Origin of the sequence: Vibrio ichthyoenteri ATCC 700023 (genome assembly GCF_000222605.1) — a bacterium.
GTDB classification, from domain to species: Bacteria; Pseudomonadota; Gammaproteobacteria; order Enterobacterales; family Vibrionaceae; genus Vibrio; species Vibrio ichthyoenteri.
This window is the reverse complement of record NZ_AFWF01000194.1, coordinates 13843-26430: the sequence shown is the minus strand read 5'-3', so window position 1 is coordinate 26430 and position 12588 is coordinate 13843. Positions and strand designations below refer to the sequence as shown.

The 12588-nt window shown below is 44.4% G+C and carries 15 protein-coding genes; 10 read left to right on the top strand and 5 right to left on the bottom strand.

The genetic code is table 11. From position 1 onward, the window contains the following. The first annotated feature begins 30 nt into the window (after positions 1-30). The 5 genes from truD to rpoS all read left to right on the top strand — a co-directional run bounded on the left by truD (position 31) and on the right by rpoS (position 4494). Positions 31-1113, top strand: coding sequence for a tRNA pseudouridine(13) synthase TruD (gene truD / locus RH85_RS13770; protein ID WP_006713309.1), 1083 nt, complete (start codon positions 31-33; stop codon positions 1111-1113). 26 nt (positions 1114-1139) lie between these two features. Beyond that, entirely contained in the window at positions 1140-1883 is a 744-nt protein-coding gene (surE, locus tag RH85_RS13765; RefSeq protein WP_006713307.1) for a 5'/3'-nucleotidase SurE, read from the top strand. 2 nt (positions 1884-1885) lie between these two features. Then, positions 1886-2512, top strand: coding sequence for a protein-L-isoaspartate(D-aspartate) O-methyltransferase (locus RH85_RS13760; protein WP_006713305.1), 627 nt, complete (start codon positions 1886-1888; stop codon positions 2510-2512). Between the two features lie 2 nt (positions 2513-2514). Next, positions 2515-3435, top strand: a complete 921-nt coding sequence (gene nlpD / locus RH85_RS13755) for a murein hydrolase activator NlpD (protein WP_006713304.1) — start codon at positions 2515-2517, stop codon at positions 3433-3435. A 75-nt stretch (positions 3436-3510) separates the two neighbouring features. Next, positions 3511-4494, top strand: coding sequence for an RNA polymerase sigma factor RpoS (gene rpoS, locus RH85_RS13750; protein WP_006713302.1), 984 nt, complete (start codon positions 3511-3513; stop codon positions 4492-4494). A gap of 175 nt (positions 4495-4669) precedes the next feature. Here the strand turns inward: rpoS and RH85_RS13745 are convergent, their stop codons facing one another. Both RH85_RS13745 and RH85_RS13740 read right to left on the bottom strand, forming a co-directional pair. Continuing rightward, positions 4670-5944, bottom strand: a complete 1275-nt coding sequence (locus tag RH85_RS13745; RefSeq protein ID WP_006713298.1) for an HlyC/CorC family transporter — start codon at positions 5942-5944, stop codon at positions 4670-4672. Positions 5945-6072: 128 nt separating this feature from the next. Further along, positions 6073-6867: a cytochrome C assembly family protein gene (locus tag RH85_RS13740; protein ID WP_006713296.1), complete on the bottom strand. Its 795-nt coding sequence runs from the start codon at positions 6865-6867 to the stop codon at positions 6073-6075. A 182-nt stretch (positions 6868-7049) separates the two neighbouring features. Between RH85_RS13740 and ffh the strand changes: the two genes are divergently transcribed. From ffh to rplS, 5 genes are all read left to right on the top strand, one after another. Continuing rightward, a complete protein-coding gene (ffh, locus tag RH85_RS13735) occupies positions 7050-8429 on the top strand; it encodes a signal recognition particle protein (protein ID WP_005593966.1) in 1380 nt (459 codons plus the stop codon). 211 nt (positions 8430-8640) lie between these two features. After that, a complete protein-coding gene (gene rpsP, locus RH85_RS13730) occupies positions 8641-8889 on the top strand; it encodes a 30S ribosomal protein S16 (protein ID WP_004410028.1) in 249 nt (82 codons plus the stop codon). A 24-nt stretch (positions 8890-8913) separates the two neighbouring features. Beyond that, positions 8914-9468: a ribosome maturation factor RimM gene (gene rimM, locus RH85_RS13725; RefSeq protein WP_006713272.1), complete on the top strand. Its 555-nt coding sequence runs from the start codon at positions 8914-8916 to the stop codon at positions 9466-9468. Positions 9469-9495: 27 nt separating this feature from the next. Beyond that, a complete protein-coding gene (gene trmD, locus RH85_RS13720) occupies positions 9496-10245 on the top strand; it encodes a tRNA (guanosine(37)-N1)-methyltransferase TrmD (protein ID WP_006713264.1) in 750 nt (249 codons plus the stop codon). 49 nt (positions 10246-10294) lie between these two features. Further along, a complete protein-coding gene (gene rplS, locus RH85_RS13715) occupies positions 10295-10648 on the top strand; it encodes a 50S ribosomal protein L19 (protein ID WP_006713263.1) in 354 nt (117 codons plus the stop codon). 285 nt (positions 10649-10933) lie between these two features. Here the strand turns inward: rplS and yacG are convergent, their stop codons facing one another. The 3 genes from yacG to coaE form a co-directional block, all read right to left on the bottom strand. Next, positions 10934-11128, bottom strand: a complete 195-nt coding sequence (gene yacG, locus RH85_RS13710; protein WP_006713262.1) for a DNA gyrase inhibitor YacG — start codon at positions 11126-11128, stop codon at positions 10934-10936. Between the two features lie 75 nt (positions 11129-11203). Continuing rightward, positions 11204-11944, bottom strand: coding sequence for a cell division protein ZapD (gene zapD / locus RH85_RS13705; protein WP_006713261.1), 741 nt, complete (start codon positions 11942-11944; stop codon positions 11204-11206). 34 nt (positions 11945-11978) lie between these two features. Continuing rightward, complete coding sequence (gene coaE / locus RH85_RS13700; RefSeq protein ID WP_006713260.1) at positions 11979-12587, bottom strand: dephospho-CoA kinase; 609 nt, start codon at positions 12585-12587, stop codon at positions 11979-11981. Position 12588 lies beyond the last annotated feature (1 nt).

Sequence of the window (12588 nt, the reverse complement as noted above, 5' to 3'; positions counted from 1 at the left end):
TTATGGTTAAGTTCAGCGATGGAACTCATCATGTCAGATATTCTATCTCCATTGGCTTACCTAACGGGTAAACCAACCGCTCAAGGTAAGCTAAAAGCACAACCTGAGCACTTCCAAGTTTTCGAAAATTTAGGGTTTGAGTTTGCCGGACACGGTGAGCACTTGATGGTGCGTATACGCAAAACTGGCGAGAATACCGCTTTTGTTGCCAATGAACTGGCAAAAGCATGTGGCGTAAAATCAAAAGATGTTAGTTGGTCGGGTTTAAAAGACCGCCACGCGGTGACAGAGCAATGGTTGAGTGTACACTTGCCAAAAGGTGAAACACCGGATTTTTCTGCGTTCTTAGCGCAGTACCCTCAGATCGAAATCATCAAGACCGACCGCCATAACAAAAAGCTACGTCCGGGTGATCATACGAGTAATGGTTTTGTTGTGACGATGTCTGAAGTGACTGACGTGGCTGATGTTGTTCGCCGCTTAGAAACGATCACGGAAACCGGCGTGCCGAACTACTTTGGTAGCCAGCGCTTTGGTCACAAAGGCAATAACTTAAGCGAAGCACGTCGCTGGGGACGCAACAACGTTCGTACCAAAGATCAAAACAAGCGCAGCCTGTTTCTTTCTAGTGCTCGTTCATGGATTTTCAATAAGATTGTTTCTGCGCGCATTGAGCAAAACAATTTTACTCAAGTTATCTTGGGTGATGTCGCTTTAAGCGATGTAAAAATGAGTGATGAAGAAACCGGTGTAACCAATGCTAAACCGATCTTGGTGACGTCAGATAACCTCGCTAGCGTACAAGAGTCAGTGGCTAACGATAGCATGCAAATTAGCGCTTCAATGGCGGGTGATAACGCGCTACCAACGCAAGATGACGCTTTGTTGTTAGAGCAACCATGCCTTGATTCTGAGCCTGATTTGATGGCATTAATTCGCGGTAATCGTATGCGACACGATCGTCGTAGTATTGCTTTGAAAGCCCAAGATCTCACTTGGTCAGTCGATGGCGATAGCATTACTCTAAGCTTTGCTTTGGATTCAGGGTGTTTTGCGACATCTATCGTTCGTGAACTGATTGAAGAGATCGAAGTGGAGCGTGTGTATTCATGATCTCCTCTGTCAACACGGAACGTCGATTGAAAATTTTGCTAAGCAATGACGATGGTGTGAATGCCGAAGGTATCCACGCCATGGCTAATGCTCTAAAGCCGTTTGCCGATATCGTGATTGTTGCGCCTGATCGCAATCGTTCAGGTGCGTCTAATTCATTGACGCTAGAGCAACCACTGCGCGTGAATAAAATCGCGGATGCAACCTATTCAGTGCAAGGGACACCAACAGATTGTGTGCACTTTGCTTTGAACGAGTTGATGAAAGGTGACTTACCTGATCTTGTGCTCTCGGGTATTAACCATGGCGCGAATCTTGGTGATGATGTGCTTTATTCTGGTACGGTGGCTGCGGCAATGGAAGGACACTTCCTTGGCGTGCAATCTATTGCTCTCTCACTCGTGGGTAAGCAACACTTTGCGACAGCAGCGCAAATTGCTATCGATCTGGTGAAACAACATTTACAGCGACCAATCCCAACCAATCGACTTTTGAACGTCAATATCCCTGATCGCCCGTTTGCCGAGCTATCAGGTACGCAAGTCACAAGATTAGGTGCGCGTCATCACGCAGAAGATATGATCAAGCAGAAAGATCCTCGTGGGCATGATATCTATTGGCTTGGCCCTCCAGGTAAAGAGCAAGACGCAGGAGAAGGTACAGATTTCTACGCAGTGGAACATGGCTATGTTTCGATTACGCCTTTGCAGGTGGATCTGACGGCACACGAATCTCTCCCTGCAATGAATCATTGGTTAAAAGGTAATTAGCTATGGCAAACCCACATGCCGACAGATTAAAGCAGTTTCTTGTCGCTAGTGGCATTCACGATCAAGCGGTATTGGATGCGATCTATCATCTGCCTCGCGAGAGTTTTGTTTCTCAAGCGATGCTGCATCAGGCTTATGATAATAATGCTTTACCGATCGGTCATGGACAGACGATTTCTCAGCCCTACATCGTGGCTAAGATGACTGAAATCCTTGAACTTAAAAGAGAAAGTAAGGTCCTAGAAGTAGGGACTGGGTCGGGATATCAAACCGCTGTACTGGCTCAATTAGTTGACCATGTCTATTCCATTGAGCGAATTAAAGCATTGCAATGGGATGCGAAACGTCGCCTCAAACAATTAGATATTTATAATATCTCAACCAAGCATGGCGATGGTTGGCAAGGTTGGGCATCGAAAGCGCCGTTTGACGCCATTATTGTTACTGCAGCCGCTGACTCTATTCCATCGGTATTACTTGAACAGCTCAATGAAGGCGGCATCATGGTGATACCGGTTGGCGTTGATGAGCAGCAGTTATTAAAAATCACTCGTCGCGATGGCGAGTACCAGTCTCAATTGATTGAAATGGTGCGTTTTGTGCCGTTAATTGCAGGTGATCTCGCTTAATCATGTTTGTTAAGTCTAATTCATTATTGATGTTTGCTTTAGGTAGCGCACTAGTTGGGTGTGCTGCTCATTCCCCCGCGCCAGTATCAAGCTTGAATAAAGATTATGATGCAATTTCACGCGGCAGCTACCGCGGAAGTTACTATGAAGTAGAGCGTGGAGATACGCTCTATTTTATCGCCTATGTCACCAATAAAGATGTAAACGACATTGTACGTTTCAATCATTTACAAGCGCCGTACACAATTTATCCTGGGCAAAAACTTAAATTGTGGCAACCCGCATATCAAGCACCTTCCTATGGGAAAGCCACTACTGTCGCGACCACTAGCTCAGTAGCGGCGGGGGCTGTCGCCGCAACCGCTGCAAAACCGTCACCGTCGAGCAAAAACTCTAATCAACAAGTTACAGCAAGCAAGCCTGTCGCTAAGAAACCAGTAGCACAAAAAACGGCTTCCAAAGGGGTTGAACAATCTAAACCAAAGGAGTATGTTGGCTCTAAAGGTAAACAGAATGTTAATAAAAGTGTCAATTCAACGACACCTGCTAACGTTAAAGTTTCCAGCTGGTTATGGCCAACAAAAGGGAGAGTAATTAAGAATTTTTCTGCAGGCGATCAAGGCAACAAGGGCATTGATATTGCCGGCCAGCGTGGCCAAGCCATTACGTCTACTGCAGCGGGTTCCGTCGTATATTCAGGTAATGCCCTACGAGGTTATGGCAACCTCGTAATAATAAAACATAACGATAAATATTTAAGCGCATATGCGCACAACGATAAGTTGCTAGTACACGAAGGACAAAGTGTAAAAGCAGGACAAAAAATCGCAACAATGGGTAGTTCGGGTACCAACAGTGTTCGCTTGCACTTTGAAATACGCTACCAAGGTAAGTCGGTGAATCCAAAGCGCTACTTACCATAACTTGACTTGCAAATAGTAAAAATTAGCGGCATAGGATGTATAAAATGTCTTGCTAACTCGCCATGGGGAGGCGCTATGAGTATGAGCAATACAGCAGCAAAAGTTGAAGAATTTGATCTCAATAACATGGAAACGTTAGAGGTTGAAGAGCAAACCGCAAACAAATCAGCATCAACCAATGAAACGGTGAAAGAAGAGTATGAAGTCTCTAATAAGAGCCTTGATGCAACACAGCTTTACCTGGGTGAAATTGGTTTCTCACCACTATTAACCGCAGAAGAAGAAGTGCTTTACGCACGCCGTGCATTACGTGGTGATGAAGCGGCCCGTAAACGTATGATCGAAAGTAATTTGCGTTTGGTGGTAAAAATTTCTCGCCGTTATAGCAATCGTGGACTAGCACTGCTTGATTTAATTGAAGAAGGCAACCTAGGCCTTATTCGTGCCGTAGAAAAGTTTGATCCAGAACGTGGCTTCCGCTTTTCAACGTATGCGACTTGGTGGATTCGCCAAACCATCGAACGTGCGCTGATGAATCAAACACGTACCATTCGCTTACCGATTCACGTCGTCAAAGAGCTAAACATATACCTGCGTACTGCTCGAGAGCTTTCTCAAAAGCTTGACCATGAGCCAACGGCAGAAGAAATTGCAACGCAATTAGATAAGCCTGTTGATGATGTGAGTAAAATGCTGCGTCTGAATGAGCGTATCAGCTCGGTCGATACACCTATTGGTGGTGATGGTGAAAAAGCATTGTTGGATATCATCCCGGATGTGAAACACTCCGATCCTGAAGTATCAACGCAAGACGATGATATTAAAGATTCATTGATTAATTGGCTCGATGAACTCAATCCTAAGCAAAAAGAAGTTTTAGCTCGCCGTTTTGGTCTGCTTGGGTATGAACCCTCAACGCTTGAAGAAGTGGGACGCGAAATCAACCTAACACGTGAGCGTGTGCGTCAGATTCAAGTAGAAGGTTTACGTCGTTTACGTGAAATCCTGATCAAACAAGGTTTGAGTATGGAAAATCTGTTCAGCGTTGAAGATGATTAAGTAGCAAAGCATACTCGCTCAGCGGTGATGGTTTTATTGCCATCGGTTAGACAGTAAAAAACGCCTTGGTACCAAGGCGTTTTTATACTCGCAAAATTTCAAGTCAGCCGATAAGGAGCCTGAGCATAAGAACTCTCGTCCTAGCTTTAATTTTTAGATGCGTGGTCGTAAACCGTTACGATGCGTTGGATAGTGACGGTGATACTTTGACTAATTTGATTCGATTTTCCTCAATCTTGACGATCTCCATCGGATGACCAGCCACTTGAACACTTAAATGGCTTTCAGGAATATCTTCTAAATGTTCCAAAATTAAGCCATTTAATGTACGAGGGCCATTAGTCGGCAACTGCCACTTTAAGCCTTTATTGATATCACGAATATTGGCGCTGCCTTTAATTAAAAAGCTACCGTCATCTTGCGGATCGATATCTTCCAATAAGCTTGGCGTCATTGAAGTAGTAAACTCTCCTACGATTTCTTCTAAAATATCTTCTAGTGTAATCAAACCAATGATGTCGCCGTATTCATCCACGATCAAACCGATACGTTGCTTGTTACGCTGAAATTTAAGCAACTGTACGTTGAGAGGCGTGCTTTCTGGAATGTAATAGACTTCATCAGCTGCGCGCAGCAGGGTCTCTTTATCAAATACATTCTTTTCTAGCATCAGACGCGACGCTTCTCGTAAGCGTAGCATGCCCACCGCTTCATCAATTTGGTCACGATACAGCACAATACGACCGTGAGGTGAATGGGTGAGTTGGCGTACGATAGATTTCCAATCATCGTTTACATCAATCCCAGTGATCTCATTTCGCGGCACCATAATGTCATTGACGGTGACGTGCTCAAGATCAAGGATTGAGATCAGCATATCTTGGTGGCGCCTTGGAATCAGAGTTCCCGCTTCATTTACCACGGTACGCAGCTCTTCCGAGCTGAGATGGTCTTCATCATTATGATTGACCTTGATCCCCATTAAGCGAATAAAACCATTAGTAATGAAGTTAACAAAAATGACGACCGGAGAAAGCAACTTCATCAGCACGGTGAGCACAATACTACTGGCATAAGAGACGCGCTCAGGATACAGCGCTGCTAATGTTTTTGGTGTGACTTCGGCAAATACGAGGATGATAAGGGTCAGCGCACCAGTTGCAATGGCGACGCCAAGGTTACCGTAAAGACGCATACCCAAAATGGTGGCGATAGCAGAGGCAAGAATGTTAACGAGGTTATTACCAATGAGGATCAGGCCTATTAACCGATCAGGGCGATCCAGTAGTTTTTCTACTCGACGCGCTCCTTTATGGCCACTGTTGGAGAGATGCTTTAGTCGATACCGGTTCAGGGCCATCATGCCTGTCTCTGAACCAGAAAAATAACCCGAGATAACAATAAGACACGCGAGTAGCGCAAACAAGATACCCGTTGATATGTCGTTCAAAACACTTTGTTTCCTTGTGAAGCCTTGGCTAATTTATGACCTAACTGAAGCGTGAAGTCAATTTCAAATACAGAATGGCGTTCCATTTGTTAGCAATAAAAAAGCACACAGAGTGTGCTTCATTGGGTTTAACTGAGGATTATCTCACGCACAAAGCGGCTGCCAAAGTAGGCCAGAGTTAAGATTGTCGCCCCAGCTACGGCAAACCAAGTGACTTTTTTACCGCGCCAACCTCGTTGATAGTGTCCCCAAAGCAGCACGGAATAAATTATCCACGCAATAAAAGAGAGAATACCTTTATGGGCTTTTCCTTGAGCAATCATATCTTGAACAAAAGTAAAACCAGTAATTAAGGTCGCGGTCAGCAGCAAATTACCAATCAAAATAATTTTGAACAACTGACGTTCGATCATAAGCAGCGGTGGTACATTTGGATTGATGGCGAGTGCTTTTTTTGCTTTTAATTTGTTATCTAGCCAAGCTAATTGCAGTGCGTATAGCGCTGCGATTGTGAGCGTAGAATAAGAGAACAGCGCAAGAGAAATATGGATCAGCAATTTTGGATCGTTCTCAAAATGCGTCATGTAAGAGCTTGGCAAGAAGGTTGCCGCACATAAGTTAATCGCCGCAAAACTATAGACAACGGGTAGTAAAAACCAAATGCGAGTCTTGAGCATAGCAACACTCATGACCAGTGAGACAATAAAACTGATTAATGAGGCAACATTGAGAATGCTTAAGTTTTGTCCTGAGCTCGAAAAAATAAGGTCGCTGAGAGACCACGCATGAAAAAACAGAGCCATGAGGGCACTGATCAATACAGTTTTGGCGCGAATCCCCGTTTGTTGAACAAGACCGGGAATGATAGTGGCAATAGCCAATACATAGAGTATTGCTGCGCTTACAGCGATTAAGTTATCCATTACTCTCAATTAAGCTGGTCGATTGTTAACAAATTATACCTTGCATCTACCGCATGAGCCATGGCTTATATCAGGTCAATTGTGAGAGATGAGATATCAATTTCTAATCGACTAGTGCCAAGCAAGGGTTGGCTAAGGTATACTCACAGTAATATGTCGCCGAAAATAGCGAAGAGTAAAGGATGTTTGAGAATTTAACGGATCGCCTATCCAAAACCCTGAAGAACATCAGTGGTAAAGGTCGTCTGACTGAAGACAATATAAAAGATACCTTACGTGAAGTACGCATGGCCTTACTGGAAGCAGACGTTGCATTACCAGTAGTTCGTGATTTCATTCAACGTATTAAAGAAAGCGCTGTTGGTGTTGAGGTGTCTAAATCTCTTACGCCAGGCCAAGAATTTATCAAAATCGTTCAGGCTGAGCTTGAAGCGGTTATGGGTGAGTCGAACGAGGCGCTAAACCTTGCCGCTCAACCACCTGCGGTTATCTTGATGGCTGGTCTACAAGGTGCGGGTAAAACCACCTCAGTAGGTAAACTATCAAAACTACTTAAAGAGCGTGAGAAGAAGAAAGTTCTGGTTGTTTCTGCCGACGTTTATCGCCCTGCGGCGATTAAGCAGCTAGAAACACTCGCGACCGATATCGGCGTTGACTTCTTCCCATCATCGCCTGATCAAAAGCCACTTGATATCGCGAATGCAGCAATCGACCACGCGAAGAAGAAATTCTACGATGTGCTGATTGTCGATACTGCGGGTCGTCTGGCTGTTGATGAAGTGATGATGGCGGAGATCCAAGATCTCCATGCTGCGATTACCCCGGTTGAAACGCTATTCGTTGTTGATGCAATGACGGGTCAAGATGCGGCTAATACTGCGAAAGCATTTGGTGATGCCATTCCACTAACCGGTGTCATCTTGACGAAAGTCGATGGTGATGCGCGTGGTGGTGCGGCACTATCAGTTCGCCACATTACCGGCAAACCAATTAAATTCTTGGGTGTAGGTGAGAAGACCGACGCACTAGAACCTTTCCATCCTGATCGTGTGGCTTCACGTATTCTTGGTATGGGTGACGTACTGTCACTGATTGAAGATCTACAACGTAATGTTGACACTGAAAAAGCAGAAAAATTAGCGAAAAAATTCAAAGAGAAGAAAGGCTTCGACTTGGAAGATTTCCGCGAACAGCTTGGTCAGATGCAAAACATGGGCGGTATGATGGGCATGATGGATAAGCTGCCAGGTATGAGCAACTTACCCGCCAACGTAAAAGATAAAGTTGATGACAAAATGTTCCACCAAATGGAAGCGATCATTAACTCGATGACGATGAAAGAGCGTCAGCGCCCAGAATTGATTAAAGGTTCACGCAAAAAACGCATCGCAGCAGGCTCGGGTACTCAAGTACAAGATGTTAACCGTCTGCTGAAACAGTTTACTCAAATGCAGAAGATGATGAAGAAAATGCAGAAGGGTGGCATGAAAGGCATGATGCGTAACATGCAAGGTATGATGGGCGGCGGTATGGGTGGTGGTTTTAACCCATTTGGTCGTTAATTGTACAAACACAAATGAAGTTTCAAGGTGTTAGCTAAATCACATACTTATTTCCCAATTTGTGGTGGTGAAAAAATAGCTAAACACCTTGCATTGCTCCTGAATAAGAGTAAAATTCCGGAGCTTTATTTTGGCACGAGACCCCAAACTGTTTAACTTATTAGACGGTTATTGGGGTTAATTTTATTTTTGAGAAAGCAAAGAGGACGACATGGTTACCATTCGTTTGGCACGTCACGGCGCTAAAAAGCGTCCATTTTACCAAATCGTAGTTGCGGATAGCCGTAACGCTGCAACTGGCCGTTTCATCGAGAAAGTAGGTTTCTTTAACCCTACTGCTCAAGGTCAAGAAGAAGGTCTACGTCTAGACCTAGATCGCGTTAACCATTGGGTTGGTCAAGGCGCATCTCTATCTGACCGCGTAGCTAAGCTAGTTAAAGACGCTCAAAAAGCGGCTTAATTCTTTTTTATAGAGAAATAGCTTATGTCGATGAAGGGTGAAGAAACTATGAGTGAGCAAAACAACAGAATCATTGTGGGTAAACTTGGGTCTACCTATGGTATTCGTGGCTGGCTTAAAGTTTTCTCCTACACAGACAATGCTGAAAGTATTTTCGATTATAGCCCTTGGTATTTAAACCAAAAAGGCGAATGGGTTGAGTACAAAGTAGAAAGCTGGAAACGTCATGGCCAAGGTTATGTATGTAAACTAGCAGGGTTAGATGTTCGCGAAGACGCGCAACTACTAACCAACTTTGAAATTGCTATTGACCCTGCGGTACTTCCTGAGCTGTCAGAAGAAGAATTCTACTGGCGCGAATTGTTTGGTATGCAAGTAGTAACCACAAAAGGTTACGATCTAGGTGTTGTTACCGACATGCTAGAAACTGGCTCAAACGATGTTCTGGTTGTTAAAGCAAATCTAAAAGATGCTTTCGGACAAAAGGAACGATTAATCCCGTTTCTTGAAGAGCAAGTGATCATCAAAGTTGATCGCGTAGCTCAACGGATCGAAGTTGACTGGGATCCTGGATTCTAATTCCAAAATTACAGAGCGAGAGAACACATGTGGGTTGGCATAATTAGCCTGTTTCCTGAAATGTTCCGTTCTGTTACTGATTTTGGAGTAACAGGTCAAGCGGTTAAAAAAGGTCTTTTATCTATTGAGACATGGAATCCTCGTGATTTCACTCATGATAAACATCGCACTGTTGATGATAGACCTTACGGTGGTGGTCCAGGGATGTTGATGATGGTTCAGCCTTTGCGCGATGCCATTCAATCAGCAAAACAGGCGTCACCGGGAAAGACGAAAGTCATTTACCTATCACCTCAAGGTCGCAAGCTCGACCAAACTGGGGTTGAAGAGCTGGCAACGAACGAGAACTTGCTTCTTATTTGTGGTCGCTACGAAGGGGTGGATGAGCGCATCATTCAATCTGAAGTTGACGAAGAATGGTCAATTGGGGATTTTGTGATGACGGGTGGTGAAATACCAGCCATGACGTTAATTGACTCAGTATCAAGGTTTATACCGGGTGTACTTGGAGACTTTGCGTCGGCAGAAGAAGATTCTTTTGCAAATGGTCTGTTAGATTGCCCTCATTATACGCGCCCTGAAACATTGGATGGCAAAGAAGTACCTGCGGTACTGATGTCAGGCAATCATAAGGACATTCGTCGCTGGCGATTAATGCAATCGCTAGGCCGTACTTGGCTAAGAAGACCAGAACTCCTGGAAAACCTAGCTCTGACTGACGAACAGGAACAATTACTGGCTGAATTCATCAAAGCGCATCGCGCAGGTGAAAAGTAAGCAGTAACCTATTTTATTAAGTATCAGTTTATTCTAGGAATTTATTAAAATGAGTAACATCATCAAGGCTCTTGAAGAAGAGCAACTAAAATCAGGCCTACCTAAATTCGCACCAGGTGACACTGTTGTTGTACAAGTTAAGGTAAAAGAAGGTGAGCGTGAGCGTCTACAGGCTTTTGAAGGCGTTGTAATCGCAATCCGTAACCGTGGCCTGCACTCTGCTTTCACTGTACGTAAAATCTCTAACGGTGAAGGTGTTGAGCGTACGTTCCAAACACACTCTCCAATCGTTGATAGCATTGAAGTTAAACGCCGCGGTGCAGTACGTCGTGCCAAGTTGTACTACCTACGTGAGCGTTCTGGTAAGTCAGCTCGTATCAAAGAGAAACTTACTAAGAAGTAATGCTATAACTAGCGTTCTCATAGTATTAGCGGAGGCCATTTGGCCTCCGCTTTTTTTTACAACAATGAACGCCTTGCTACGAGATCTTAGAACGCTGCGCTATAGAGTTCGAGATGCTAGGCAATATCATGTATTAGAAAATAAAAAAGGTTGACGCAGAACGCCAACCCTTAAAAATACTTCTCGCTTCTCGCTTCTCGCTTCTCGCTTCTCGCTTCTCGCTTCTCGCTTCTCGCTTCTCGCTTCTCGCTTCTCGCTTCTCGCTTCTCGCTTCTCGCTTCTCGCTTAGTACTGGTCTTCTGACCAACCGTCGCTGTCAGACATGTCCGGTGCGCCTGCAATGCTGTTCTCTTCATCGGCCCACTCACCAAAATCGATCATTTGGCATTGTTTGCTGCAGAATGGACGAAATGGGCTTTGCTCACCCCAAACGACTTCAGTGCCACATTGTGGGCATGGAACTTTAGTAATTTTAGTCATAAATAGTATTCGATCAGTAAAGATTATCGCCAGTATAGCAATTAACGTTGTAGACGTAAGCTTGGGATAGATGGCTTAACAGCAAACGGCCAGTTCAAACGCGACATTACCAGCAAAGGCTTGGCCTGATTTGAACTCGATAAATTTGATGGCAAAACGGTTTTTATGTCCGGAAATCATGGGATAAACACCATATTGCATTGGAATGTTTAAGCGCAAAATATTCGCTTCTTCGGCATCACTTTGATAAAAACCGTTGTGAGCTTGCTGAGTAATAAAGTGCCCGGTTTCACGCGTAAGCTTGAGCCATAGTTGCAGAGCGTTGGATAACGCACCCAGAGATTCCATCCAGTTGCTCGCATCGGCTTGTTTCTCTTCACTTGGGAGATGCAACCAATGATGGAGAGCTGGTAAGTCAAAGCAGCACGCCCCACCAGGTAAATTAAATCGCTGGCGGATCGCACTTAAGAAGCGGTCTTCTTTTAAGCGTTGACCAAAACGTTCAGCCGCCATTAATTGGCTATGCACTTGGTCGACTTCTTGCAGGATATCTTGCAAGGTGTTTTGGTCGACGCCGTCAACGTTGAGCCAGTTACGATAAGTCTGTCGCTGCTTCTCAATGTCTTTGGCTAACTCGCTTTTAAGTTGAATTTGCTCAAAAATTTCTAGCAGATCAAATAAGGCACGAAAGAAATTTAGGTGCTGTAAGTCATCACTGAATTGGCCTGAAACATCCAACTGATGCAGCAACGCCTCTACACGTAGGTAGATGCGAGTTTTCTCGTTCAGTGGGTGTTCAAAGTAGTGAGTGGTCATTTACATGCAGCCCTGAAGTTTTGTCGCTTTATTCTCACCGATTTTCCCTACACATTTCTAGGTACTTTTTATGTAATTCTGTGATTTGGTACAAAAGTTGTTGGTTTTTTGTGTGGTTTTTAATCACATCGTCGGCAATCGCGAGTCGTTGCTCTCTCGTTGCTTGAGAATTGACGATAGCTTGAGCTTGTTGTTTTGAGATGCCATCTCGCAACATCGTGCGTTCAACTTGGCTATCTTGGTCGACATCTATCACCAAAATTCGATCAGCAAGCGTTTGAAGGTTGTTTTCCACCATCAATGGGATCACTAATAATGCGTAAGGTGTCGATGCTTGAGCTAGTTGTTCTAGCATTGCCTGACGGATCATCGGGTGTAACAATGAATCGAGCCACTGCTTTTCACTTGGATCGGCAAAAATAATATCGCGCAGCCTTGCGCGATTTAACGTTCCGTCACTGAGTAATATCTCGGTTCCGTATCGGTTGGTTATTTGTTTGAGCCCGTCACTTTCAGGCTCAACAACGTCACGAGCAATGATATCGGCATCGACAATATCAATCCCAAATTGCTCATGAAATAAATTCGCGACGGTGGTTTTGCCACTTGCAATACCGCCAGTAAGGCCAATAACGATAGGCATT